The following is a 25625-nucleotide window of genomic DNA, read 5'->3' on the forward strand; positions in this document are numbered from 1 at the left end:
CCCCACCACCGGCCCCCGCGGGCCGCACGACACGTCTCGGAGAACCCGTGAAACCCGGCATCCACCCCGACTACCGTCCCGTCGTCTTCCGCGACCGGGCGGCGGACTTCGCCTTCCTCACCCGCTCCACGATGACCAGCGGGAAGACCGTCGTCTGGGAGGACGGCAACGTCTACCCCGTCGTGGACGTGGAGATCTCCTCCGCGAGCCACCCGTTCTACACCGGCACCGCCCGCGTGGTGGACACCGCCGGCCGCGTCGAGCGGTTCCGGCGCCGCTACGGGAACGGGGACGCGGCACACGACGCAAGCTGACGCTCGCCGCGCTCCTCGGCGGCGCCCGGACACCGGCCCCCCGGTGCCGGGTGCCGCCCCGCCCCGCGCGCGTACGCGGGACGCGCGCTCAAGAACGCCGGACGGACGCGCATGGTCCGCCGCAGGCCCCGGAACTACGGTCGGTGACGGAGGGCGTCACCGACGTCCGCGTTCCCGACCGTGTACCAAAGGCCTCACATGACCACTGCAGACAACAGCCGGCCCGCCATCCTCCTCGTCCACGGCGCCTGGCACGGCGCCTGGTGCTTCGACAGGCTCGTCCCCGAACTCACCGCGCTGGGCTGGCGGGTCGAGACCGTCGACCTGCCGAGCGCCTCGGCCGACGAAGGGAACACGGCCGGGATGCACGACGACGCGCGGGCCGTCCGCGAGCGCCTGGACGCCGTCGCCGGCCCGGTGACCGTCCTCGCCCACTCCTACGCGGGCATCCCCGTCACGCAGGCCGCCGCGGACGCGCCGAACGTGTCCCGGATCGTCTACCTCTCCGCCTTCATGCTCGACGAGGGCGAGTCCATCGACGGCATGAGCGGTGGCAAGATCTCCGGCGCCGGCGTCGCCTCGCTGTCCGCGCACGGGCACTACGAGGACGCCAAGGCCGCCTTCTACGGGGACGCCGCACCGCAGGACGCGGAGGACGCCACCGCGCGCCTGGTCCTCCAGACGGCCAGGTCCTTCTGCGAACCCCTCACCGCCGCCGCCTGGAAGACGGTGCCCTCCACCTACGTCCTCACCGAGCGGGACACGGCGCTCGCCCCGGAGTTCCAGGAGGCCATGGCGGCCCGCGCGCAGCGCACCCACCGGCTGCCCTCGGGCCACTCGCCCTTCCTGTCCATGCCCGGGGAGCTGGCCAAGCTGATCACCACCGACGCCGGCCACTGACCGGCGCGCCCCGGCCGGTGAGGGCCCCGGAGATCTCCGGGGCCCTCACCGCGCCCCTTCGGGGCGGTGCGGTCCCGCCGCGCGGTAGCGTCCGGGCGAGGACCCCATGACGCGCTTGAAGGCGTGGCTGAACGAACTCTCGGAGCCGTAGCCCCAGCGCGCCGCGATCGAGGCGACGGTGCGGTCGCCCGTCCTCAGCTCCCGCGCCGCGGAGCGGATGCGCCAGCCCGCGAGGTACTCCAGCGGCGGGACGCCCACGGTCCTGGTGAACCTGTCGGCGAACCGGGACCTCGACATCCCGCTCTTCCCGGCGAGTTCGGCGACGGTCCAGGGGTGTGCGGGCCGGTCGTGCATCAGCCCCAGCGCGGCCCCGACGTGCCGGTCGGCGAGCGCGGTGAGCCAGGCGCCGCCCTCTGGCCCGTGCTCGGCGACGTGCGCCCTGAGCAGGTGGACCAGCAGGACGTGCGCCAGCCGCTCGGTCACGAAGGGGGTGCCGAGCGCGGGCTCGCCGGTCTCCACGCGGAGCAGTTCGAGCGCCGCCCGGATGCCCTCCGCCGCGGTGGACCCGGCGCCGACGTGGATCAGGGGCGGCAGCACGTCCAGGAGTACGGCGGCGTTGGCCTCGTCGAGGTCGAATCCGCAGCCCACCAGGACCGCGTCGGGCGCCGTGCCGATCCGGACCGTGTTCCCGGGCCTGAAGCCGGCGAAGACCTCGTCGCTCGGCACCGCCGGGACCTCGGGACCGCCCGCCAGTTCGTAGCCACGGCCACCGCCGATCAGGTAGCAGTCGCCCTCCTTCAGGGTGACCGGCTCCGGGGCCCCGGAGCCGGTCACCGCGATCCGGCAGCTGCCGAGGAGCACGGCGCCGAACTTGATGTGCCGGTAGCCGGGGAAGCCGACGGCCCACGGCTCCTGGGCCTCCAGCCGGGCGAAGTGTGCGCTGCGCAGGTCGAGCAGGCCCAGGACGTCGGTCAGCGGATCGGTCACGTGTCCTCCGGCGCTGTCGGCGCTGCCGCGGGGTCCGTCCTTCAGCGGGTGGCGGCGGCGAGAGCGGCCCGGATCGTGTCGGCGGACGTTGGGGTCGCCGTGGCCTTCGAGAAGTCCGCCTCGCCGCCCGCGTAGGGCAGGCCGTACACGGGGGTGCCGGGCTGCGAACGCCAACTGTCGGCGAGGGTGCCGTAGCCGACCGCGTCGTAGCCGAGCACGTCGAGGAGTTCCGTGGCGTGCGCGACGGCGACCGGGTCGTCGCCGGCGATCGGCAGGGCGGTCCGGTCGGGCGAGCCCTTCGGGCGGGCGAGTGCGGCGAGGTGACGGAAGAAGATGTTGTTGAACGCCTTCACCACGTGGGCGTCGGGCAGGTGGCCCTGGAGCAGTTCGCTCTCCGTGCTGGTCCCGTCCTCGAGCGCGGCGATCCGGCCGTCGCGCTGGGGGTAGTAGTTGCCGGTGTCGATGACCGTCTTCCCGGTCAGCGGGGCCGCGGGGACCTGGTCGAAGGCCCTGAGCGGGATCGTCACCACGACCCAGTCGCCCGCCGCGGCGGCCTCCGCCGGGGTCGCCGCGCGTGCCCGGGGGCCCAGATCGGCCACCAGGCCGTCGAGGGTCTCCGGTCCGCGTGAGTTGCTGAGCACCACGTCCAGGCCCGCGTCCACGGCGAGCCGCGCCAGGGTGCCGCCGATGGATCCGCTGCCGATCAGTCCAAGAGTCGCCATGTAGGTCGCAACCCCGGACCCCGCGATTCTGTTTCCGCGGAGCCGCAAAGACCGGGCAAAACGGGAGTGTGGTCAGCCGTCGAGGAGCAGGGCGAACACCTGTTCCAGCCTCCGGGCGAGGGCCGCCTCGTCGGTGCCGTTGATCGCGGTGCTGCCGATGATCGTGCGCATCAGCCAGAAGCCCGCGACGACCGAGAGGGCCATGGCGGCGCGGTCGGTCCCCCGCAACTGCGGTGCGACGTCGAGTAGATGGGCCTCGACGTGGTTCTCGATGCCGGCCCGCAGGATCTCCGCGGCGCGGGGGTTGGGTGCCGAGCGCAGCATGAGGAGGAACGGGTCGAGGCTGTCGGCCTCCGGCGCGGTCCGGCGGACGAGTGCGGCGGCCACGTCTCGGGCGAGGGTGGCCGGGTCGCTGGTGAGGACCGTGCGCTCGGTCATGGACGCCTCCACCACCTCGGCGAAGAGCCCTTCCTTGGAGCCGAAGTAGCGGCCCACCAGCATCGCGGTGACCCCGGCGGCCTTGGCGATCTCCCGCACTCCGACGCCGTCGTAGCCGTGCCGGGTGAAGGCCTCGATGCCCGCACGCAGGATGGCCTCCTTGGTGGCGGCCGCGTCGCGGCGTCGCGGAGTCGTCATGTTGACGAGTGTAGACTGGAGTCATGTCTACGGGTGTATACATGATCGGAAGGACACTGCGATGGATCTGAACCTGACCGGCCGCCGGGCCCTGGTGACCGGTTCCAGCTCCGGCCTCGGCGCGGCGATCGCCGCGCTGCTCGCCGCGGAGGGCGCCGACGTCGTGGTGCACGGACGGGACGAGGCGCGCACGCGCGAGGTGGCGGAGAGGACCGGGGCCGTCGCCGCGGCGATCGGCGACCTCGCCACGGACGAGGGCGCCGACGCGGTGGCCCGGGTCGCCGGCGAGGTCGACGTCCTGGTCAACAACGCCGGTTCGTACGACCACGTCGGCTGGGCCGAGGCCACCGCGGTGGAGTGGCTGCGGACGTACGAGGTCAACGTGGTCTCGGGCGTCCGCATGATCCAGCGGCTGGTGCCCGGGATGCGCGAGCGCGGCTGGGGCCGGGTGATCCAGATCGGCGGCGGGCTCGCCTCGCAGCCGATCGCGATGCAGCCCCACTACAACGCGTCGCTCGCCGCGCGGCACAACCTGGCCGTCTCCCTGGCGCGGGAGCTGAAGGACACCGGGGTGACCTCCAACGTGGTCTCCCCCGGGGCGATCCTCGTCGACGCGGTGCAGGACCTGATCACCGGACTCGCGCCGGAGCGCGGCTGGGGCCGGTCGTGGCAGGAGATCGAACGCAACGCCGCGCGGGACTTCGTGCCCAACGACATCGGCCGCTTCGGCCGGCCCGAGGAGATCGCGGGCGCCGTCGCCTACCTGGCGAGCCCCTACGCGGACTACGTCAGCGGCGCCACGATCCGCGTGGACGGCGGCACCATCCGCTCCGTGACGTGACCCGGGCCCCCGCGGAGCCTGGCGGCGCCCGGTGCCGGGGCGTCGGTGCCGGGTGAGGGCCTGACAGATCGTGACGGGAACGCTATGCTCCCCGCGATGACAACTGACTCTCCTTCCAGATTGGGGGACCCGTCCGCGCAAGGTGAGTGCTGATGCTCACTCAGACCGCGAACGAGGATTCCCGCCTCTCCTTCTGGCTGCGCGTGCGCGAGTTCGCCGTGCCGCCCTCCATGGTCGAGACCGCGACCGCCCGCCGCCGAGGCGGTGACTGGGCCGGGGCCTGTGCCGCCGCCGGCATCGACGTCGACCTCAACCTGCGTTCCCTCGCCCGTACCCACGGCCGGGAACTCGCGGCCCGGGTCCGGGCCGACCTCCGGCATCTGGTCCCCGACCTGCTGCGCTGGCACATGCCCAGGGTCGCCCCCGACGGTCTGCTGCGTCCGGGCCTGACCATCTCCCTGGCCGGGTACGGGGCCGCGGAGCCGGAGGGCGGCGACCTGGTGCACCTCGTCGTCCGGACCCCGCCGGCGTGGGCGGACGGCGGGCAGCGGATCAGCCTCGCCCTGTGGGACCCGGACCACCCCGGCGCGGGTGCCCTCCACCATCCGCACGCCCGTCCCAACCGGCGGTTCCGTCTCGACCTGCACCGCCACCTGTGGGACGCGCGCAGAACCGGTGAACTGCCGCTGCGCGCCGGAACCGGCCGCGGGTCCGCCGACCTGCCTCCCCTCCCGGACCCGGAACCGCCCGGGCCACTGCCGCCGTACCAGCGCTGCGCGGTCGACCGGTGGGCGGACGAGGCGCGGAGGGTGCTGCGTGCCGAGGGCCGCACCAGCGGTGCCGTCACCGTGCGCCTGGGCTCCCGCCACCGGCTGCTGGTGGAGGTGACCGGCGACGGTGACGGCACAGGAGCGCCCATCGCGTGGATCTCGGCGGCGCCCGCGGACCGTGGCGGCGCCCGGGCGCTGCCGGTGCTGCCGGACGCGGCGACCTGGGTGCCGCCGGACCTCGAACTGCTCGACGCCGGACTGATCGGCGCCGACGGGCTGCACCCGCTGGTCGCCGCCGCGCTCGTACCGGATCACACGCCGTCCGGTCCGTCCCTGCCGCGGGGGCGGCCGGGACGACCGCGCGTCGTGGAGTGCCGGGGCGCACCGCACCGGATCGGCCTGGTCGACGGCGTCCTGACCGCGCTGGACCATGACCCGGAAGAGATCCGCCGCGAGGAACTGCTGGTCGCGCTGACCGGTACCCCGCTGCCCTGCCTGCAGGCGATCGACCGGGCGCACCGGCGTCCGGAATCCCTCGCCGACGTAAGGGCACGCCTCGACCACGGCGACACCGCCGGCGCGCTGGCCGTCGTCGAGGGACTGCTCGGTCCCGGCGCGGTGCTCCGCGACGGACCGCTGCGGGACGAACTGGAGGCGGCCGCCCAACGGCGCATCGTCTACGGCCTGTTCAGGGCAGGTCTCGCCGGGCCCGCCCCCGGGCGGGTGCCGCCGCGCGACCGCTTCCCGGCACCCCGCACCCGTTCCCGCCCCGGCCGGCCGCACCCGCGGCAGCGCGCCTCCCGCTGACCCCGGGGCGTGCGCGGTGTCCCCGCGCACGCTCCCGTACCCCTTTTCGGCTTTCGGCTTCTCAGACCCCCGAGGTGATCACCCATGCCCACGTCCGCCCTGTCCACCCTGCCCGCCGACCCGGACTCCGCCCCCCAACTCGACGTCGCAGACGCCCTTTTGACCCTGCTGCGCGACACCACCACCGAACCGCGCCCCGACACCCAGCTGGAGGCCCTCACTCTGGCCGTCGCCGCCGACCTGCCCGTGCTCCTGTGGGGCGAGCCCGGGGTCGGCAAGACCGCGGCGCTCACCCAGCTCGCCGCCGCCCTCGACCTCCCGCTGACCACGGTGATCGCCAGCGTCCACGAGCCGTCCGACTTCTCCGGGCTGCCCGTCGTCGGGGACGACCCCGCCGAACAGGGCGTCCCGCTGGCCCCGCCGGACTGGGCGGTCCGGCTGGTCCGGGCCGGCCGGGGCCTGCTCTTCCTCGACGAGCTGTCCACCGCGCCGCCCGCGGTGCAGGCGGCCCTGCTCCGTCTCGTGCTCGAACGGCGGATCGGCGCCCTGCGGCTGCCGCCCGGGGTCCGGATCGTGGCCGCCGCGAACCCCCGCTCCTCGGCGGCCGACGGCTGGGAACTGAGCGCGCCGCTGGCCAACCGCTTCGTCCACCTGCAGTGGACGCACGACCACGACGTGGTGGTCCGCGGCCTCGGCGGCACCTGGCCCCGGGCGACGCTGCCACGGCTCGACCCCGGGAAGCTGCCCGGTGCCGTGGACTTCGCCCGCCGCGCGGTGTGCGGGCTCCTCGCCGCCCGCCCAGGCCTCGTCCACCGCCTCCCCACCAACGAGACCCGCCGCGGCGGCGCCTGGCCGTCCCCCCGGAGCTGGGAGATGACGCTGTGCCTGATCGCCTTCGCGACCGCGGCCGACGCCTCCCGGGACGTGCTCTCCCTGCTCGTCAGAGGTGCCGTCGGGGACGGTCCGGGGCTGGAGCTGCTGGCGAGCATGGACCGCATGGACCTCCCCGACCCCGAGGAACTGCTCGCCGACCCGGCCGGCGCCGTCCTGCCCGAGCGCGGGGACCTGCGCCAGGCCGTCCTGGACGGTGTGGTGGACGCCGTCCGCAACCGGCCGGAGAAGTCGCGCTGGGACGCGGCGTGGGCCCTGCTGGTCCGGGCCCTGGAGACCGGGGCCCCGGATCTGGTCGTCGTCCCGGCCACCACGCTCGCCTCGCTGCGCCGCGAGGAATGGGACGTCCCCGCGGCCATCGAGCGGCTGGCCGCAGTGGTGTCCCTGTCCCGGCGCGCCGACCGGGCCGCCGACCGGACCGGGGCCGGGCTCGTCGCGAAGGCCGGCCGGTGAACGCGCAGGCGCCGGTGGCGCTGGACCTCGAGAAGCTCTTCGCCGCCCGGCTGTACGCCGCCCGGGTCCGCCCCTATCTGGCGACGGCCCTGTTCGCGCTGCACGTCGTGGAGTCCCGGCGGGTGCCGACGATGGCCGTCGACGCGCACTGGCGGTGCTACGTCTCACCGGGGTTCGTGGACCGCACGCCGCTCGAAGAACTGGCCGGGGTGTGGGTGCACGAGGTGTCGCACCTGCTGCGCGACCACCACGGGCGCGGTGACCGCGTCGCACGGGAGCAGGGACTGGAGGGCCCGGCGGAGCGGCTGCGGATGAACATCGCCGCGGACTGCGAGGTCAACGACGACGCCTTCGGGGACGGGCTGGACACGCCTCAGGGCGCCGTCCTCCCCAGGACCCTGGGACTCCCCGACGGGCAGCTCATGGAGGACTACCTCGGGCGGTTCGGGATCGGCCCGCTCACGCAGGACTTCGTCTGGCTGGACTGCGGCAGCGGCGCGGACGGCCTCGAACGCGAGTGGGACCTGGGCCCGGAGGGCGCCCACGGCCTGAGCGAGCAGGAACGGGACGGCGTCCGCTTCCGCGTGGCGCAGGCCATCAACGGCCGCCCGGGCCATGCGCCGAAGAGCTGGCGGCGGTGGGCGGAGGAGGCGTTCCATCCGCCGCAGCAGTGGCGGGAACTGCTGGGCGCGGCGGTGCGCTCGGCGGCCTCCGGTTCCGGCGCGGGCCAGGACTACAGCTACGGACGGCCCTCGCGCCGGTCGGCCGGTGTGCCTGGCGTCGTCCTGCCGAGCCTGCGGCGCAGACCGCCCAGGGTCTGCGTGGTCATCGACACGTCCGGCTCGGTCAGTGACGCCGAACTGGGCAGCGCGCTCCTCGAAGTGGCCGCCATCGCCCGCGCCGTGGGCGGCCGTCGCGACCTGGTCACCGTGGTGCCGTGCGACGCCGCGGCCCGGATCGCCCACCCGCTGTGCCGTGCCGAGGACATCCCGCTGGTGGGCGGTGGCGGTACGGACCTGCGCAGCGGCTTCGCGCGGGCGCTGCGCACACGGCCCCGGCCGGACGTCGTCGTGGTGCTGACCGACGGTCAGACGCCCTGGCCCGATGCGCGCCCGGCCTGCCGCACGGTCGTGGGCCTGTTCCCCCGCCAGGGCGGGCGCCGCTCGTGGCGCGAGCACGATCCCGACTACGTGCCGGACACGCCGCCCGACTGGGCGCGCGTGGTCGTCATCGGGTCGTCCGGCCCCGCCGGGTGACGGTGCCCGGGAACATGTCATGTTCCGTCAGAATCCCTGTGCACAGGCGTTCCCCTGCGTCGGCCGCGGACCCTAAGATCACCCCGCCAGTCAGGGGACCGCGGCCGCCGGGGAGGCGACGTGAGCGACAGCGCACCTCAAGGGCAAGATCTCGAGAAGTACGGCTACACCCAGCAGTTGGCGCGGTCACTCGGCTTCCGGGACCTGGTGGTCTACGGCCTGGTCTTCATGGTGCCGATCGCGCCCTTCGGCATCTTCGGCGGTGTCTTCCAGGGCTCGGGCGGCATGGTCGCCCTCGCCTACGCCATCGGCATGCTGGCGATGATGTTCACCGCGCACTCCTACGCGCAGATGTCCCGGGCCTTCCCGATGGCCGGGTCGGTCTACTCCTACGCGGGGCGGGGCATCGGCAGGCCGTTCGGCTTTCTCTCCGGCTGGATGATCCTGCTGGACTACATCCTGGTCCCGGCGCTGCTCTACCTGATCGCCGCGGTGGCGATGAACTCGCAGGTCGAGTCGGTGCCCGTGTGGATCTGGCTGATCGGGTTCGTCGTCCTCAACACCGTCGTGAACTGGCTCGGCATCGAGATGACCGCCAGGATCAACAAGATCATGCTCGTGGCCGAACTGGTCGTCCTCGCGATCTTCCTGGCCTTCGGGACCGCCGCGCTCGCCCAGGGCAAGGGCAGCTTCAGCCTGCACGCCTTCTACGACTCCGGCACCTTCTCCTGGTCCCTGATCTTCGGGGCGGTGTCGATCGCCGTGCTCAGCTTCCTCGGCTTCGACGGCATCTCCACCCTCGCCGAGGAGAACCGCGAATCCGCCCGGGCGATCGGCAGGGCCATGATGGCCGCGCTGCTGCTCGCCGGTGCGCTCTTCATCGTCCAGACCTGGATCGCGGCGATGCTGGTGCCCGAGGCGCCGACGCTGATCAAGGAGGGGGACCCGGACGGCACCGCCTTCTACGACGCGGCCCAGGTCGCCGGAGGCCGCTGGCTGAGCACCCTGAGCGCACTGGCCACCGCGATCGCCTGGGGCTTCGCCAACTCCCTGGTCGCGCAGGCGGCGACCTCCCGGCTGCTGTTCGCGATGGCCCGCGACCGTCAACTACCCCGTTTCCTGGCGGAGATCGACCCCCGTCGCCGTGTCCCGGTCAACGCGACGCTGCTGGTCGCCGTGGTCTCGCTGGGGCTGGGCCTGTACATGAACTCCCGCGACGACGGCATCACCCTGCTCAGCTCGCTGGTCAACTTCGGGGCGATGACCGCGTTCCTGGTGCTGCACGTCTCGGTCGTCGTCCACTACGTCGTCCGGCAGGGCAGCCGCGACTGGTGGCGCCACCTGATCGCGCCGCTGATCGGCTTCGGGATCCTCACCTTCGTCGTCGTCAACGCGAAGGTCACCGCCCAGCGGCTCGGCTTCCTGTGGCTGGCGATCGGTGCGGCCCTGCTGGTGGGGCTGCTGATCGCGGGCCGGCGCCCGGAACTGCCCGCCGAGCCTTCCGAGACCACCCTGGCCGAGGAGGCCGAACCGTCATGAGCGACCTCGAAGTGGTACGCCTCCACCCGACGCCCGAGCAGTACGCCTACGCCTTCGGCGGCCGCGAGCCCCTGCTGCGCGTGCGGCCGGGGACGATCGTGGAGCTCTTCACGGAGGACTGCTTCGGCGGCCTGGTCCGGGGTCCCGAGGACCTCCCGAGCAAGGTGTGCGAGTTCCCGTACCTCAACCCGGTCACCGGCCCGATCCACGTCGAGGGGGCCGAGCCGGGCGACACCCTGGCCGTCCACTTCGTCGACATCGCGCCGGCCCGGGACTGGGCGGTGTCCACCACCTTCCCGCACTTCGGCGCGCTGACCACGACGCACGCCACGGCGATGCTGCACGACCCGCTGGAGGAGGTCGTCTGGCGGTACGGGATCGACCGCGAGCGCAACAGCTGCCGGTTCCAGGCCCGCTTCTCCGACCACACGGTCGAGCTGCCCCTTGACCCGATGCACGGCACCGTGGGGGTCGCCCCCGCCGCCGGCGAGGTCGTCATGAGCATCACCCCGGGCGCGCACGGCGGGAACATGGACACCCCGGAGATGCGCGCCGGCACCACCCTCTACCTGGGCGTCAACGTGCCCGGGGCGCAGCTGGCGATCGGCGACGGGCACTGCCGGCAGGGCGAGGGCGAGGTGTGCGGCACCGCGGTCGAGGCAGCGATGCACACCGTGGTCGTGATCGACCTGCTCAAGGGCGGCGCGCCCGCCTGGCCGCGCCTGGAGGACGACCGCTTCCTGATGTCGACCGGGTCGGTCCGGCCGCTCGAGGACGCCTACCGGATCAGCCAGCACGACCTGGTCGGCTGGACGTCCTCCCTGACCGGTCTGCACCAGCTGGACGCGTACCAGCTGGTCAGCCAGGCCGGACTGGCGCCCATCGGGAACGTGGTCGACACCAACTACACCGTGGTCGCCAAGCTGCCGAAGACCGTGCTGGACGGCTCGCCCGCGTACGACGGCCTGCACCGGTCGCTGCGCGAGAGGGGGCTGGAGTACCTTCGTACGCGCTGAACCGCCGGCGCCGTCGGGGACGGCCGGGAAACGCCGTCCGTCCCCGCCCCGCGGTCGGGAGCGGGAGGGGGACGGACGGCCTGGCCTGTGCGGCGCCGGCGGCGGGAACCGCGGATCAGCCGAACATGCCGAGCTGGTAGCCGCCCGCAGGCTGCTGGTTGATCACGTTGATCCTGTTGTAGGCGTTGATCACGGCGATGAGCGAGATCAGGGCGACCAGCTGGTCCTCGTCGAAGTGCTTGGCGGCGTTCCCCCAGACCGCGTCCGAGACGCCACCGGCGGCGTCGGCGACACGGGTGGCCTCCTCCGCGAGCTCCAGGGCGGCACGCTCGGCGTCGGTGAAGACCGTGGCCTCGCGCCAGGCGGCGATCAGGTTCAGGCGCACCGAGGTCTCACCGGCGGCGGCGGCCTCCTTGGTGTGCATGTCGGTGCAGAAGCCGCAGCCGTTGATCTGGCTGGCGCGGATCTTCACCAGCTCCTGGGTGAGGACCGGCAGCGTGGACTCCGCCAGCACCTTGCTCGCCGAGTTCAGGTGCCTCATGACCTTGCCGGCGAGCGGGTGGCCGAAGTAGTTCACGCGGGCTTCCATGGTGATCTCCTCTGCTGTGGGGTGCGATACGCAGTGATGACCGGGCTGCCCCGCGGAATGTGACAGCGCGGTGAGCGTGGCGCGGGTCTGCGTCCCGCGCGGGGCACGACGGCCGGCACACCCGGGGGCGCACCGGCCGCGTGGTGGGGCGGGACCGGCTCAGGCGCCGACGACCGAGCGTCCCGCGGCGTAGATGCGGGCCTGCTCGGCGACCCGGCGGCCGAGGTGCGCGGCGGTCGCGATGTCGGCCTTGTGGACCTCGTCCGCGCCGACGTCGGTGTGCGTCTGGGCACCCGCGCCGAGGTAGATGCCGAGGCGGTTGAGGTCGTCCTCGGAGGCGGTGGAGCTGTTCCAGCCCGGGTGCAGGCCGAGGTTGACCCAGGTCATGCCGTGCTGGGCCGCGAGGATGGAGAAGTACTGCAGCGTGTGGAGCTTGTCGCCGCTCTTGGCACCGGAGTTGCTGAAGCCGGCGGCCAGCTTGTCCTTCCAGGAGTGGACGAACCAGCGCTTGGAGGTCGTCTCGGCGAACTGGTGGAAGGCACCCGAGGCCGTGCCCATGTAGGTCGGCGAACCGAAGACGATCGCGTCGGCGGCGTCGAGCAGCTCCCACTGCTCCTCGGTGATCTCGTCGACCTTGACCAGGTGGACGACGGCGCCGGCTTCCGCGGCGCCGTCACGCACGGCCTCGGCGAGGACGGTCGTGTGGCCGTAGCCGGAGTGGTACGCGATCGCGACGACGGGTGTGGTCATGGACGTTCTCCTCTTGCGGGGGTGTCTCCGGCTCCCCTGGGGGAGCCCTCACCCACCACGACCGGACAGTGCCCGCCGCTATGACACCGACCGGCCGTTTGTGACCAGGAGCACCTTGCCGGCCGATGCCGACCTCGGTCCGGCACCGGGCGCCCGCGGGATCAGCGGCCCGCGGCGCCGGGCTCGAACGGGCCGGTCTCGGGGGCCGCGACGAACTCGACGTCGGTGTACGCGCCGGCCGCCGTGCCCTTCAGGCCGAGCGCGCCGCCCATGACCCGCAGGTCGATGGAGAACCGTGTGGTCGCACCGGACCGCTTCAGGCCGTGGATGCGCTCGTCGATGTACCCGAGACCGTTCAGGACCCGCCTCACCTTGTCGGGGGTCGGGTCCGCCACACCCATCAGCGCCTGCGTGATTCGCTCGACGTGGAGGTGCCCCGCGCACCACTCCACGGCGTTCGGCTCCACCTCCGGGCCCGCGGTCGGCAGCGCGGGCGCGCCGTCACCGGTCGGCAGTGCCTCCGCCGGACCGGTCCGCGGCTTCTCGCCCGGGGCGACGGGCTCGTCCTCCCCGGACGGGACCTCCAGGGCGCAGGGCCGCGCGACCGTGTTCACCCTCTCGATGAACGCCCGCTCCGGATCCTCCGCAGCCGACGGCGCCCCGGCGGGCCGCACCTTGACGGCGTCGGCGGCGTTCGTGTGCTCGGTGCCGCAGGCGGCAAGCGTCAGGGCGGTCAGAACCGCCATCGCGAGTGCGGGAGTTCGTGTCATGCGGACAGCCTCGGACCGGGCGGCGCGGGGCGCTTGAGTACGCGTACTCAGCCGCGTGCGCGCACATGCCCAAGTCACCGCTGCGGCCACGGCACCCCCGGGAGCCGACACGCCGGGGCCGCCGCGGGGGCGGGACGGCGGGCGCGGCCGTGGATACTGCGGCCATGCGCGTCGACTTCGATCCCGAGGCCATGGGCGGCTTCGCCTTCTACCGCTTCCTGACCTCCGTGGTCGTGCCCCGGCCGATCGCGTGGATCTCCACCGTCACCCCGGACGGCCGGTACGAGAACCTCGCGCCGCACTCCTTCTTCAGCATCGCGAGCACGGATCCGCCGATCGTGCAGTTCACCTCGATCGGCCGCAAGGACTCGCTGCGCAATGTCGAGGACACCGGGGAGTTCGTGGTGAACTTCGCCTCCGAGGTCCTGATGCCGCTGGTCAACGTCACGGCCACCGACTTCCCGCGGCACGTCAGCGAGTTCGACCACGCGGGCATCGAGCGCGAACCGAGCCTGAGGGTGCGTCCGCCCAGGGTGGCGGCCTCGCCGGTCGCCCTGGAGTGCCGCTCGCACACCACCGTGCGGATGGGCAATTCGACGCTGGTCTTCGGGCGGGTGGTGCACGCCGTCGCGGACCAGGAGGTCCTGGCGGACGGCCGCCCGAGCGCCCCGCTGCTGCGGCCGCTCACCAAACTCGGCGCCGACGAATGGGGCACGCTCGGCGAGATCCGGCACCTGAACCGCATCCCGTACGAGGAGCCCCGACCCCTGTGATCGTCGCCGGCCGTCGGGGCCGGGGGAGGGGTGTGGCTCGTGGACGGGCACGGGTCGGTGCGCGAGGTCGTCTGGGGGGCGAGAGCTGCCCCTGCGGTTCGCGCTCGTCCACGAGGAGGGGGACGCGGAGCGGACGGTGTGGGCGCGGTGCGTCGACGCCGAAGGACTGTTCGCGGACCGGGCCGCGTTCCGGGAGAGGCTGACCCTCCTCGGCTGCGCACCCACCGGCCGGCTCCTGCGTGCGCCGGACCGTCCCCCCGCACGACAGAGACCGCCCGCGCGCCGGACGCCGCCGGGCGGGGGCGCCCGGCGGCGGCGCGGGCCTACGGGATGCGGTCGGTGAGCTCCAGGACCGGCGGGTCGACCCGGAAGGTCTCCGGGTACTTGGCCGCCGCCCCGGTGTTCAGCACCACCACCTCCTCGTCGCCGGACAGCCAGCCCTGCTCGCGAAGGACCCGCACCGCCGACAGCGTCGCCGCGCCCTCCGGGCACAGCAGGGCACCGTCGGCGGCGGCGCACCTGTCGCGGTCGGCGAGCAGCTCCTCGTCGTCGACCGCGACGGCCCGGCCGTCGGTCTCGTACAGCGCGTCCAGGACGAGGAAGTCGCCCAGCGCCTTGGGCACGGTGATGCCGAACGCGACCGTGCGCGCGTCCTGCCACGGCTCACTGGTGCGCTCGCCCTTCTCGAAGGCGCGCACGATGGGGGCGCAGCCGGAGGCCTGCACGCTCACCAGCCGCGGCATCGGCCCCTGCAGCCACCCCAGGGCCCGCAGTTCGACCAGGGCCTTGTGGATGCCGATGAGGCCGACGCCGCCGCCGGTGGGGTAGACGATGACGTCCGGCGCGCGCCAGCCGAGCTGCTCGGCGATCTCCAGGCCCATGGTCTTCTTGCCCTCGATGCGGTACGGCTCCTTCAGGGTCGCCGCGTCCATCCAGACACCGGGCTCGGCGGCGATTTTCTCCGCCACCAGCCGGCCCGCGTCGCCGATCAGGCCGTTCACCAGGTACAGGTCGGCCCCGGCGGCAGCGCATTCGGCCCGGGTGATCGACGGCGCGTCCGCCGGCATCGCGACGAGCGCGTCCAGGCCCGCCCGTGCGGCATAGGTCGCCCACGCGGCCCCCGCGTTGCCGTTGGTGGGCATGGCGATCCCGCGTGCGCCCAGTTCGAGGGCCCTGGCCACGCCGACGGCCGCGCCCCGCGCCTTGAAGCTGCCGGTGGGTATCAGCCCCTCGTCCTTCATCACCAGTCCCGGCACGCCGATCGCCGCGCCGTACCGCGGCAGCGGCACCAGGGGCGTCATGCCCTCGCCGAGGGTGACGACGTGTGCCGGATCGCGTACGGGCAGCAGTTCGTGGTAGCGCCACAGGTTCTGCGGGCGGCCCGCGAGGTCCGCGGGCGTGAGGGAGTCCCGGACCCGGTCCAGGTCGTAGCGGGCGAGGAGCGGAGATCCGCACGCGCACAGGTTCTGCACCCGGTCGGCGTCGTGGCGGCGGCCGCACCGCGCGCACTCCAGATGCGTCAGCACACTGAATGGCAAGGTCATGGTTCCCTTCATACCTCCTCGGGTGCCCGTCGCCAGCATGGGAAGGCGCCGCCCACGCGGCGCACGAGGTGCCGTGGACGACGCGACGACCGGCCCCCCGCCCGCGGAACGCCGTGCGGGCGAGGTGGTCACCAACGACGGAGTGCGCCTGCGCTACACGGAGGCGGGCGCCGGGGAGCCGCTCGTCCTCGTCCCGGGTTTCGCGCAGAGCGCCGCCGAGTTCGGCCCGCAGATCGACGGGCTGAGCGGCCGCCGCCGCGTGATCGCGCCGGACCACCGCGGGCACGGCCGTCCGCCAGACCCGCCCACGGCTACCGGATCGCCCGGCTGGCGACGGACCTGCACAACCTCCTGGAGGCCCTGGCCCTGCGGGACGTCACCCTGCTCGCCCACTCCATGGGCTGCCCGGTCGCGTGGTCCTACTGGGACCTCTTCGGCGGCGAGCGGATCGCCCGCCTCGTCATCGTCGACCAGCCGCCCGTGATCTCCTCGGCGCTCGCCGGCGCCGGGGACGAGGCGCCGCCGTCGGCGGTGTTCACCCCGGAGATGTCCCAGGGCATCGTCGCCGGGTTGCGCGGCACGCCCGACAGCGCCGCCGCCACATCACGCGCCATCGTCGGCATACTGCACGGCCCGTCCCTCCCGGACGCGGACGTGGAGTGGCTCGTGGAGCAGAACCGGCTCCTCCCGCCGCGGCACGCCGCCGCGCTGCACCTGGACCACTACGGGGGCGACTGGAGGGACGTCCTGCCGCGGATCGACGTCCCCACCCTCGTCATCGGCGGCGAGCTGAGCATCTTCCCGCCCGGCACGGCCGCATGGGTCGCCTCCCTGATCCCCGGTGCGCGGGCACGCGTCCTCTCCGCGGCCGAGGGCGGCAGCCACCTGATGTTCCGGGAGAACCCGGCCCTGTTCAACCGCGTCGTGGCCGACTTCCTCGACGAGCCGTGACCCGCCGGCCGGAGCGCATACTGGGGGAGCAGGGACCGGGGATGCCCGGCCGGTCGGGAACGGGTGCGGGAAGCGCGGTGAGAGGACCGGGGATCGACTACCAGGCCGTCTTCGAGGCGTCACCCAGCGCGATGCTGGTGCTGGACCTCGCGCTGGTCATCGTGGACGCGAACGCGTCCTACCGGCGGCTGTTCGACCGTAGCCGGGACCAGCTCGTCGGCCGTCACGTCTTCGACGCCTACCCCGACAACCCCGACGACCCGCACGGTGCCGGACGCGGGGACATGGAGGCGTCGTTGCGCCGGGTGGTGGAGACCGGCGCCCCGGACGCCGCCGGCCCCCTGCGCTACGACGTCGAGGATCCGGCCCGGCCGGGGGAGTTCGCCGAGCGTTACTGGAGCCCCATCAACGCCCCCGTCCTGGACGCCGCGGGACGCGTGGTCCTGCTCGTGCACCGGCTCGCCGAGCTCACCGACCTCGTGCGCTCCGGCGGTCCCGCCGTCGACGACCGCCGGCTGCAGATGGAGGCCGACCTGTACGCCCGCTCCCGCGAGTTGCGGCAGGTCAACGAGCGGCTGCGCCAGTCCCACGCACGCGAACGCGAGGTCGCCCTCGCCCTGCAGGAGGCGATGCTGCCCGCCCCGCAAGCACTGGCCCACCACCGGGCAGCGGTCCGCTACCGGCCCGCGGTCCACGCCCTGGGCGTCTGCGGTGACTGGTACGACGTGACCGAACTGCCCTCCGGCGACGACGCCGTGGCGGTCGGGGACGTCGTCGGTCACGGTCTGGCCGCCGCCGGGGTCATGGGTCAGCTGCGCAGCGCCCTCAGTGCCGCGATCCGCGTCGTGGGCGGCCCAGCGAAGGCGCTCGACGGGCTGGACCTGTACGCCCGCTCCGTCGACGGGGCCCTGTCGACCACCGCGGTGCAGACCGTCGTCGCCCGGTCCGGCCACCGCATCACGTACAGCAGTGCCGGCCACCCGCCGCCGGCCCTGGCCGGCCCCGACGGCACCGTGCGCTTCCTGGACCGGGCGACCGACCCACCGCTGGGTGCCGCCTCCGACCACACCCCCCGCCCCCAGGCCACCACCACCTACGTGGACGGCTCCACCCTCGTCCTGTACACCGATGGGCTGATCGAACGCCGCGGGGAGGACATCGACCTCGGCCTGCGGCGCCTCGCCGACCGGCTCGCCGAACACCGCCGGCAGGGCCCCGAGGACCTGGCGGACACCCTGATCGCCCTGAGCGCCGGCACCGACGACACGGCCGTGGTCGTCGTCCGCCTCTGAGAGGCCGAGCCGCCCACCTGCCGTGAACGGCCGGAGCGGGGCTCGCATCCCAGGACGAGTTGGTGGTCCGGACCAGTTCAGGGCGCCGGATGTTCAAGATCGCTTTGCCGGGTCCTCGCCCGGGCCGCGCACGATCCGTGCTGACAGCAGTTCCCCCCAGCACGGAGACGTACATGAGCAATCCCCGCCATCCCAGCCCGGGACGCCGATCGCTGCTGCAGGCGGCGGTCGCGGTGCCCGCGGTGGGCGCCGCGGCGTCGGTCCTCGGCACCGGCACGGCGCAGGCCGCGCCCCGGCACCAGGTCCCCGGCACGGCCGGCTCCCGGGACCGCGGCTTCGACGAGGAGAGCCCCCGCTTCGCCCTGGCGGTGCTGCCCGACACGCAGTACCTCTTCGACGCCGACAGCGCCGACCCCGAGCCGCTGAAGGCGACCTTCCGCTACCTGGTGGCGGAGCGCGAGGAGGTCAACATCGCGTTCATGACCCACCTCGGCGACGTCACCGAGCACGGCACCGAGCAGGAGATCGAGCTCGCCGCCGACACCTTCCGCACCATCCACGGCAAGGTCCCCTACAGCGTCCTCGCGGGCAACCACGACATCAACGGCGGCACCGACGACCAGCGGGGCGACACCGCGTACCTGCGGGCCTTCGGGCCGGAGCGGTTCACCGCCATGCCGACGTTCGGCGGCTCCTCGCCCGACGGCTACAACAGCTACCACGTGCTGCGCGCGGCCGGCCGCGAGTGGCTGGTGCTCGCCCTGGACTGGCGCGCCTCGGACAAGGGCCTGGCGTGGGCGCAGGGCGTCCTCGACGCCCACCCGACCCTGCCCGCCGTCCTGACCACGCACGACATCGCCTGGGCCGAGGACGACGGCGAGGCGCACCTGTCCGACAACGGGCAGCGCCTGTGGGACCGCATCATCCGCGGCAACGACCAGATCTTCCTCGCGCTGGGCGGCCACTACTGGCCGCCCGGCCGGACCGTGCTCACCAACGACGCCGGGCACGACGTGCACGTCCACATCACCAACTACCAGGACCGCTACTACGGCGGCGCCGGCATGGTCCGGCTCTACGCCTTCGACACGGTGCGCAACGTCGTCGACGTGGAGACCTTCTCCCCCTGGTTCCTCGCCCGCGACCCCGCCAAGCGGACGCCGCTGGAGGCGGAGACCATCGAACTGACCGGCGACGTGGACCGGTTCAGCCTCGCGATCGACTTCGCCGAGCGCTTCCGCGGCTTCGACCAGGTGACCCCGCCGAAGCCCCGTCCAGCGCACCGCGTGATACCCAAGGGCACGGTGGCGTACTGGCGTTTCGACGCCGAGGGGCTGGCCGGCGCGGGCCGCCCCGGTTCCACCGTCGCCGCGGGCACCGTGGCGCGCGACCTGAGCGGCAACGGCAACGACCTGGCGGTGCGGCTCCTGCACGACAGCTCCGCCGAGGTCCTCACCTGGTCGGCGGAGCACCACACCGGCCAGCCGGCCCACGCCAGCCTGCGGTTCGACGGCGGCAAGGGCCCCGACCGGGGCGCGGTCCTCACCACGAAGGCCACGGCGCCGCTCAACAGCATGAAGTTCCGCAGGGGCTTCACCATCGAGACCTTCATCAGGCTGCCCGAGCCCTTCGAGGGCGACCACGCCTGGATGGGCATCCTCAGCTGGGAGGGCCGCAACGGCGACGCCGGGAAGACCACGGGCTGGTCGACCGACGAGCCCACGTGCAGCCTCAACGTCACGCCCGAGCGGTTCCTGCAGTTCGTCCTCTACCCGGACGTCCAGGACGCCGACCCGACCTCGTGGAGCCACGCCCTGCCCGTCGGCCGCTGGACCCACATCGCGGTCGTCAACGACGGCCGTCGCACGGTGATGTACGTCGACGGCTCGAAGATCGCCCGCAACCCGTCCCAGCCGGCCACCGGCATCGAGACGCTGGGCAAGCCCTTCGTCATCGGGGGGACGCAGTTCGCGGAGCAGTTCGGGCAGGGCTTCTACGGCTGGATCGGCGACACCCGCATCGTCGAACGCGCCCTGGCACCGGCGGAGTTCATGACGCCCCGCGCGTGACCACGCCCGCCCCTGCCGCCTGACGCGGTCCTGCCCCGGGTTCAGCCCGGGCGGGACCGCATCGGCGCACCAGGACCGAGGCAGGACGCGGCCCCTCAGTCCTGCGTCCAGCGGCTCCGCAGCCGGGCGAGTTCCGCGGACCACCGGCTCCGGCGGTCGTCCACCGCTTCGGAAGCCTCCGGAGGGGACACGGGCAGCCTGACCGATTCGCAGTACGTCTTCCACGCCTGGTACCAGTTGGGCGCCAGGACGGCGGCGAGCATGATCAGCGGGACGAGCACGGCGGATATCAACACGGCTGCTCCCTTCCGTGCGGCCGTCGCGCCGGCGGTGGCGCGAACAACGGTCGGTGGACGCTGGTCCGCCGACCGGACCGGATGAAACGGGCTCCGTCCGTTATCGTCCTCCCGGACGTGTCGTACGCAAATCGAGTGAACCGCCGCCGCCCGTCCCACTGCTGGTCACGCCGCCACCGCGAGGTCGCGACGAGGGCCGCGGCCCCGACGCCCCGATGCTCCGAACGGATGACGCGGTACGACCCCTGGCCACAGGTTGTGGGGCCCGCGGCCCGGCTAGGTCCGGCGGTCGTCGGCCCGGTACAGCTCCATGGCCAGCGCGACGGCGGCGTGGGTGGCCGGGTGCGGGTCGTGGCGGCGCCAGACGAGGCGCACGGGCACCGGGGCGGCGTCCCGCAGCGGGCGGTAGACGATGCCGTCGCGGCGGTACTGGGCGGAGGTGGACCGCGGGGTGACGCCGACGCGGCGGCCGGTGGCGATCGCGGCGAGCCAGTCGTCGATGTCGTGGGTGTGCTCGACGGCCGGCCGGTCGCCCTCGGGCCACAGGTCGGGGCTGGTCGTGCCCGTCCGCCGGTCGACGACCAGCGTGCGGGCGGCGATCTCGGCGAGCCGGACGCTGCGCCGTCGCGCCCAGGGGTCGTCCGCGGCGAGGGCGACGTAGCGCGGTTCGTGACCGATGAGCGCGTGGGACCAGCGGTCCAGGTCGATGGGGGCGCGGACGACCGCGAGGTCGCAGAGGCCCTCGGCAAGACCGGCGGTGGGGGTGTTGTGGCGGATGAGCTGGAGCTCCACGCCGGGGTGGCGGTCCCGCCAGACGCGCTGGAACTCGGTGGTGCGGCGGCCGAAGGCGGACCAGGCGTGGCCGATGTGCAGGCGGGTGTGACCGGTCGCGGCCTCCCTGACGAGTTCGTCGGCACCGCCCAGCAGGACCCGGGCCCGGGCCAGGACCTGCACGCCCGCGGTGGTCGGGGCGACCGTACGGCTGGTGCGGTGCAGCAGTCGCACCCCGAGGACGCGCTCCAGCGCCAGCAGGTTGCGGGAGACCGCCGCCTGGGAGATCCCCAGGTCGATGGCGGCGTCGGTGAAGCTGCCCGCGTCGAGGATGGCGACCAGGCAGCGCAGGTGCCGCAGCTCGAGTCCGGCGGCTCCTCCACGATGCTCGTCCATGCGTCCAGCGTATCGATGGTGCGTCGTATGCATTTCGCGCATGGCCACCCGCGGCGGGACAGTGGTCCGCATGACGATGGAGACCTCCGGCGACCTCGCGCCGGCCGCCCAGGCCCAGGCCCAGGCCGGGGCCGGGGCCGGGGCCGGGGCCGGGGCCGCGGGACGCCTCGGCGGGGTGGCGCTGATGCTGGGCAGCGGCCTGTCCAACCAGGTCGGCGCGTCCGTCGCCGCCCTGGCGTTCCCCGTGATCGGGCCGCTGGGCGTGGTGGCGGTCCGCCAGTGGGTGGCCGCGGCGGCGCTGTGCGGGGCGGGCCGGCCCCGGATGGGCGCCTTCACCGCCGCGCAGTGGCGCCCGGTCCTGGCCCTGGCGGTGGTGTTCGCGGCGATGAACCTCTCCCTGTACTCCGCCGTCGACCGCATCGGCCTGGGGCTCGCCGTCACCCTGGAGTTCCTCGGGCCGCTGGCCGTGGCCCTGATCGGCTCACGCCGCCGCACCCATGTGCTGTGCGCGCTGGCCGTCGCGGCCGCGGTGGTCGTCCTGACCCGCCCCCAGCCCTCCACCGACTACCCGGGCATCGGCCTCGCACTGCTCGCCGCGGCCTGCTGGGCCTGTTACATCGCGCTCAACCGCGTCGTCGGCGGACGGCTGCCCGGACTGCAGGGCCCGGCCGCCGCCGCTGCCGTCTCCGGCGCCGCCTACGTCCCCGCCGGCGCGCTGGCCCTGTGGTGGCATCCGCCCACCCTCACCGCCCTGGCCTGCGCCGTGACCGCCGGGATTCTCTCCTCCGCCGTACCGTTCCTGTCCGACCTGCTGGCGCTCCGCCGGGTCCCGGCGCACTTCTTCGGCGTCTTCATGAGCGTGAACCCGGTCTTCGCCGCGCTCGTCGGCCTGGTCGTCCTCGACCAGCACCTCGACCCGGCCGCCTGGCTCGCCACGTTCGTGATCGTCGCCGCGAACGCGGTCGCGGTCGGCACGGACGCGCGGTCGCCACGGAGCACTGGCGGCGCCAACTGACCGCCGCCGGGTTCGCACCCGACGACGCGGCGGTCGCCGTCCGGGCCGAGTTCGGCGGGCTGACGATCAGGAGCTCCCCGGTTCGTCGCCCCGGTTCCTCCCTGCACGTGGACCCCGTCGACGCCTGCGTCGACACCGCCGAGGAGGCGTCCACGCCGTGGCGGCATCGCGGGGAGGACCACACCCCGCCGGGGGATGTGGTCGTCCCGGTTCCGCTGCTGCCTCGCGGCCGGCGGCCACGTCATCGCCGCGGGGCCCGAACGTCCTGTGGCACCTGGGCGCGACCTTCTCCGAGGCCTGGCCTACCTCGTGGACGGCGACGGCGGAGGCGGCCGCGGCGAACGTGCGGACTGGCTCGCCAACTGCCCCACCCCGGGGTGAGACTGTCCCGCGTGAGCGAATCTTCCGACGACCGGGCCTGCAGGAAGTTCCTGGCCGGGATCCGCGTGGGCGACGTCTGCGGCGGGACGGCGGCGGAGGTCACCGGCCATGGTGTGTCGGTGACGCTGGACGGTTTCCCGGGGCGTCCGCTGGGGACGGTGGGGTCGCTGGACGCGTCCTGGATCCGGCGTCCCAACCTCGAGCCCGGGCAACGGATCACCGCCCGGGTGCTGTCCGTCGACGTGGACAGGGCAAGGGTCTTCCTGTCGACGGCAGCCACCGCGCACTCCGAACTGTGGGCGTTCCTGGCGTCGTTGCACCCGGGCGAGCGCATGACCGGCACGATCGCGTCGATCGAGCGGTTCGGGGTGTTCGTGGCGCTGGACGAGGGCCCGGGCCACCCGGTCTTCCCCGGCGTGGGGTTCATCACCTTTCCCGAACTCTCCTGGCGCCACTTCGAGGACCCTTCGGAGGTCGTCCGGGTCGGAGAGCGCGTCACGTGTGAGTTCCTCCAGTTCGACACGACGAACGGGGAGGCCCGGCTCTCCCTGCGGGCCACCCTGCCGGACCCCTTCGGGGAGTTCGCGGACCGCACGGAGGTGGGCCGGACGCTGCGCGGACGGGTCACCAAGCTGGTCCCGTTCGGTGCCTTCGTCGAGGTCGCCGACGGGGTCGTGGGGCTGGTGCACCTCCGGGAGCTCGCGGACACGGCCGTGGAGGCGCCGGAGGAGGTCGTCAGGACGGGCGACGGGATCACCGTCGTCGTCATCGAGGTCGACCGCCCGGGCCGCAGGCTCCACCTGTCCCGGCGGCGGGTTCCCGGGGCCCGTCAATCCGACGGATGACGGAGGCGGCCGACCCCGGCGGTCGTAGGTGACGGCCGCGCGGGGGGTGGTTCCGCGCCGTCTTGCGCCGGGGGTGTTTCCCACGGTGGGCGGGTTGGGCAGCCAGCAACTGTGCGTGCGTCCCCCGGGGTTCGTTGACACGTGGAGATGAGGGACCAATGCCTCCTGAGATAGTCGGGCGTCGAGGCTCGTTGGCAGGGGAGAGGTTCGGGATCGGCGACAAGCCCCTGACGTTCGGGCGCAAGGCCGGGAACACGGTGGTGATCGCCAGCGTCAGCGTCTCCCGTCTGCACGCGGAGGTGCGCCGGGAGGGCCACGGGTTCGTGCTCTACGACCGGGCGAGCAGCAACGGGACGCGGGTCAACGGGGAGCGCGTGACGTCGCACGTGCTGCAGCCGGGCGACGAGATCTCCATCGGCGACGAGACCTTCGGCTTCGAGGCCGCCGACGCGATGGAGACCATCCTGGACCTCTCCCTGCTGGAGGCGCTGATGCCGCCGGCGGAACCGGAGGAACCCGGGCCGGTGCTGAAGGTGACGGTGGCGGGCGGCGGCCCGGTGGGGCTGGCGTTCGCCCTGCTGCTGGAGAACCTGATGGGCCGGCGGGTCTGCGTCACCATCTACGACGCCCGCTGGGCGCAGGACGGGGACCGCGTCGTCTGGAAGGACGAGGGGCAGGGCAACGTCCGCCGGCAGCAGGTCGTGACGGTGCAGAGCCGGCAGTACCTGAACCTGCCCGAGGAAGTGCAGGCCCGGCTGTTCACGGAGGGCACGTACACCGAGATGTGGCCCGCGGGGCCCGACTCGATCCGCGGTTTCAACCCGCGCAACATACGCATCGCCTACGTCGAGGACACGCTGCTGGACCTCGCCAACGCCAAGCGCGACCGCATCCGCCTGGTGCCCGCCCGGTTCGACGCGGCCGAGCGGCAGGAGTCGAGCCAGGACCACGTCCTGGCGATCTGCGAGGGCGGCCGGTCCCGCACGCGCGAGCACTTCGCCGCCAGGTTCGGGACCGCCGACACGTCCATCTACTCGCTGGACGGCGAGCACCTCCAGGACGTGGTGCTGGGCCTGCGCGTGAAGTCGGGGCTCTCCGACCCCATGACGGTCCTGCTGACCGTCGCGCAGAATCGGTTCCTCCTCAACTCCCTGCGCGGCGAGGGCTTCCTGAACATGCGCCTGACCGACGCCGAGGCGCAGGAGGTCGTCGGGATCGACCCCGTGCGGCAGGTCTTCGAGCAGTGCATCGCCTCCCGCCCCTGCGTGATGAGCCGCGACGGGCACGGGGACTTCCACTGCTCCACCCACAGCACGTTCTTCCTGCCCGCCCTCATCAAGGGTTCGGCGCTCTGGCAGCGCGTCAAGGAGGGCCTGACGCTCTTCGACGTCGACGAGCAGGACCTGACCGCGATCACCGCCTTCCGCCTGGACATGGTGCAGCGGCCGCGTTTCACGGCCCGCCTCCACCCGGCGACCGCGGCCACCCCGGGGACGTACGGGTTCCTGCTCGGGGACGCCGCCAACGCCATCCACTTCTGGCCCGGGCGCGGCCTGAACAGCGGCCTGGCCTCGGCGGTCTCGCTCGCCCGTACGCTCAGCGGCACCTGGCGCGGCAGGCCGTTGCGCGACGCGGACTTCGTACGGCACGAGGCGGCGATGTCGATGCTCCAGTACCGGCACAAGAGCCGCGCCTGGAACGCGATGATCACCACGGACGAGAACGGGGTGGGCCAGGCGATCAAGGACAAGATCGCGCGGAGCATCGAGGAGTCCGCCGCCGGGAAGCCGGACCGCGAGGCCGACCTGGACGCCCTCATGGAGCAGCTCCGCGTGATCCGGGAACGGCTCGCCCCGCGCATCGCCGGGATGCCGGACGACGCCACCCTGCGGGAGCACCTGGAGACCCTGGGGAGCGAGACGCTGCGCACCCTGCGGGACAGCGGTCCGTGGGACACCGTCACCGTCGGCGGCGAGGAGGTCGACATCGACATCTTCTACCGGGACGCACGGCCCGCGTCGCGCACGGCCCCGGTGGCCGGCTGAGCCGCC

At 73.5% G+C, this 25625-nt stretch carries 23 protein-coding genes and 1 pseudogene; 15 read left to right on the forward strand and 9 right to left on the reverse strand.

Features of this window, described 5'->3' with window-relative positions:
• Window positions 1-47: 47 nt before the first annotated feature.
• Complete coding sequence (locus PV341_RS16990; protein ID WP_500323479.1) at window positions 48-314, forward strand: type B 50S ribosomal protein L31; 267 nt, start codon at window positions 48-50, stop codon at window positions 312-314.
• A 198-nt stretch (window positions 315-512) separates the two neighbouring features.
• Entirely contained in the window at window positions 513-1214 is a 702-nt protein-coding gene (locus PV341_RS16995) for an alpha/beta fold hydrolase (protein WP_500358259.1), read from the forward strand.
• 45 nt (window positions 1215-1259) lie between these two features.
• Here the strand turns inward: PV341_RS16995 and PV341_RS17000 are convergent, their stop codons facing one another.
• The 3 genes from PV341_RS17000 to PV341_RS17010 form a co-directional block, all read right to left on the reverse strand.
• Window positions 1260-2201 carry an AraC family transcriptional regulator gene (locus PV341_RS17000; protein WP_500323483.1) on the reverse strand — a complete coding sequence of 314 codons (942 nt, stop codon included), beginning with the start codon at window positions 2199-2201 and terminating at the stop codon, window positions 1260-1262.
• A 41-nt stretch (window positions 2202-2242) separates the two neighbouring features.
• A complete protein-coding gene (locus tag PV341_RS17005; RefSeq protein WP_500323485.1) occupies window positions 2243-2923 on the reverse strand; it encodes an NADPH-dependent F420 reductase in 681 nt (226 codons plus the stop codon).
• 72 nt (window positions 2924-2995) lie between these two features.
• On the reverse strand, window positions 2996-3559 hold the full coding sequence (locus tag PV341_RS17010; RefSeq protein WP_500358261.1) for a TetR/AcrR family transcriptional regulator: 564 nt from the start codon (window positions 3557-3559) through the stop codon (window positions 2996-2998).
• A 61-nt stretch (window positions 3560-3620) separates the two neighbouring features.
• Between PV341_RS17010 and PV341_RS17015 the strand changes: the two genes are divergently transcribed.
• The 6 genes from PV341_RS17015 (at window position 3621) to PV341_RS17040 (ending at window position 11132) form a co-directional block, all read left to right on the forward strand.
• Window positions 3621-4400 (forward strand): SDR family NAD(P)-dependent oxidoreductase, encoded by a 780-nt coding sequence (locus tag PV341_RS17015; RefSeq protein WP_500323488.1) that lies wholly within the window; start codon window positions 3621-3623, stop codon window positions 4398-4400.
• Between the two features lie 152 nt (window positions 4401-4552).
• A complete protein-coding gene (locus PV341_RS17020; protein WP_500358262.1) occupies window positions 4553-5977 on the forward strand; it encodes a hypothetical protein in 1425 nt (474 codons plus the stop codon).
• A gap of 84 nt (window positions 5978-6061) precedes the next feature.
• Window positions 6062-7321: an AAA family ATPase gene (locus PV341_RS17025; protein ID WP_500358264.1), complete on the forward strand. Its 1260-nt coding sequence runs from the start codon at window positions 6062-6064 to the stop codon at window positions 7319-7321.
• Window positions 7318-8577, forward strand: a complete 1260-nt coding sequence (locus tag PV341_RS17030) for a vWA domain-containing protein (RefSeq protein WP_500323492.1) — start codon at window positions 7318-7320, stop codon at window positions 8575-8577. Before PV341_RS17025 ends, PV341_RS17030 begins: the two co-directional genes overlap by 4 nt.
• Window positions 8578-8697: 120 nt before the next feature.
• On the forward strand, window positions 8698-10116 hold the full coding sequence (locus PV341_RS17035; protein ID WP_500323493.1) for an APC family permease: 1419 nt from the start codon (window positions 8698-8700) through the stop codon (window positions 10114-10116).
• On the forward strand, window positions 10113-11132 hold the full coding sequence (locus PV341_RS17040) for an acetamidase/formamidase family protein (protein WP_500358266.1): 1020 nt from the start codon (window positions 10113-10115) through the stop codon (window positions 11130-11132). Before PV341_RS17035 ends, PV341_RS17040 begins: the two co-directional genes overlap by 4 nt.
• A 115-nt stretch (window positions 11133-11247) precedes the next feature.
• Here the strand turns inward: PV341_RS17040 and PV341_RS17045 are convergent, their stop codons facing one another.
• From PV341_RS17045 to PV341_RS17055, 3 genes are all read right to left on the reverse strand, one after another.
• Window positions 11248-11721 carry a carboxymuconolactone decarboxylase family protein gene (locus tag PV341_RS17045; RefSeq protein ID WP_499516057.1) on the reverse strand — a complete coding sequence of 158 codons (474 nt, stop codon included), beginning with the start codon at window positions 11719-11721 and terminating at the stop codon, window positions 11248-11250.
• 159 nt (window positions 11722-11880) lie between these two features.
• Window positions 11881-12471 (reverse strand): flavodoxin family protein, encoded by a 591-nt coding sequence (locus PV341_RS17050; RefSeq protein WP_500323495.1) that lies wholly within the window; start codon window positions 12469-12471, stop codon window positions 11881-11883.
• Between the two features lie 161 nt (window positions 12472-12632).
• The gene (locus tag PV341_RS17055; protein ID WP_500323496.1) at window positions 12633-13241 is read right to left on the reverse strand and encodes a hypothetical protein; all 609 of its coding nucleotides are present in this window, start codon (window positions 13239-13241) and stop codon (window positions 12633-12635) included.
• A 164-nt stretch (window positions 13242-13405) separates the two neighbouring features.
• Between PV341_RS17055 and PV341_RS17060 the strand changes: the two genes are divergently transcribed.
• Window positions 13406-14014, forward strand: coding sequence for a flavin reductase family protein (locus tag PV341_RS17060; protein ID WP_500323498.1), 609 nt, complete (start codon window positions 13406-13408; stop codon window positions 14012-14014).
• Between the two features lie 323 nt (window positions 14015-14337).
• Here the strand turns inward: PV341_RS17060 and PV341_RS17065 are convergent, their stop codons facing one another.
• Window positions 14338-15558 (reverse strand): threonine synthase, encoded by a 1221-nt coding sequence (locus PV341_RS17065; protein WP_500323500.1) that lies wholly within the window; start codon window positions 15556-15558, stop codon window positions 14338-14340.
• 37 nt (window positions 15559-15595) lie between these two features.
• Here PV341_RS17065 and PV341_RS17070 point away from each other — a divergent pair.
• From PV341_RS17070 to PV341_RS17080, 3 genes and pseudogenes are all read left to right on the forward strand, one after another.
• Window positions 15596-16509, forward strand: a pseudogene (locus PV341_RS17070) (alpha/beta fold hydrolase).
• Between the two features lie 77 nt (window positions 16510-16586).
• On the forward strand, window positions 16587-17801 hold the full coding sequence (locus PV341_RS17075) for a PP2C family protein-serine/threonine phosphatase (protein WP_500323502.1): 1215 nt from the start codon (window positions 16587-16589) through the stop codon (window positions 17799-17801).
• A gap of 173 nt (window positions 17802-17974) precedes the next feature.
• Window positions 17975-19870, forward strand: a complete 1896-nt coding sequence (locus PV341_RS17080) for a LamG-like jellyroll fold domain-containing protein (RefSeq protein ID WP_500323503.1) — start codon at window positions 17975-17977, stop codon at window positions 19868-19870.
• Window positions 19871-19965: 95 nt separating this feature from the next.
• Here PV341_RS17080 and PV341_RS17085 read toward each other — a convergent pair whose 3' ends face one another.
• Window positions 19966-20166: a hypothetical protein gene (locus PV341_RS17085; protein WP_500323504.1), complete on the reverse strand. Its 201-nt coding sequence runs from the start codon at window positions 20164-20166 to the stop codon at window positions 19966-19968.
• Window positions 20167-20442: 276 nt separating this feature from the next.
• Window positions 20443-21333 carry a LysR family transcriptional regulator gene (locus PV341_RS17090; protein WP_500323505.1) on the reverse strand — a complete coding sequence of 297 codons (891 nt, stop codon included), beginning with the start codon at window positions 21331-21333 and terminating at the stop codon, window positions 20443-20445.
• A gap of 184 nt (window positions 21334-21517) precedes the next feature.
• On the opposite strand from PV341_RS17090, the gene PV341_RS17095 reads away from it, so the two are divergent.
• The 3 genes from PV341_RS17095 to PV341_RS17105 all read left to right on the forward strand — a co-directional run bounded on the left by PV341_RS17095 (window position 21518) and on the right by PV341_RS17105 (window position 25619).
• The gene (locus PV341_RS17095; RefSeq protein ID WP_500358274.1) at window positions 21518-22348 is read left to right on the forward strand and encodes an EamA family transporter; all 831 of its coding nucleotides are present in this window, start codon (window positions 21518-21520) and stop codon (window positions 22346-22348) included.
• Window positions 22349-22740: 392 nt separating this feature from the next.
• On the forward strand, window positions 22741-23574 hold the full coding sequence (locus tag PV341_RS17100) for a S1 RNA-binding domain-containing protein (protein ID WP_500323506.1): 834 nt from the start codon (window positions 22741-22743) through the stop codon (window positions 23572-23574).
• A 158-nt stretch (window positions 23575-23732) separates the two neighbouring features.
• Window positions 23733-25619 (forward strand): FHA domain-containing protein, encoded by a 1887-nt coding sequence (locus PV341_RS17105; RefSeq protein WP_500358268.1) that lies wholly within the window; start codon window positions 23733-23735, stop codon window positions 25617-25619.
• Window positions 25620-25625: the final 6 nt, after the last annotated feature.

This window comes from Streptomyces sp. PA03-1a, assembly GCF_033792805.1.
Lineage (GTDB): Bacteria > Actinomycetota > Actinomycetes > Streptomycetales > Streptomycetaceae > Actinacidiphila.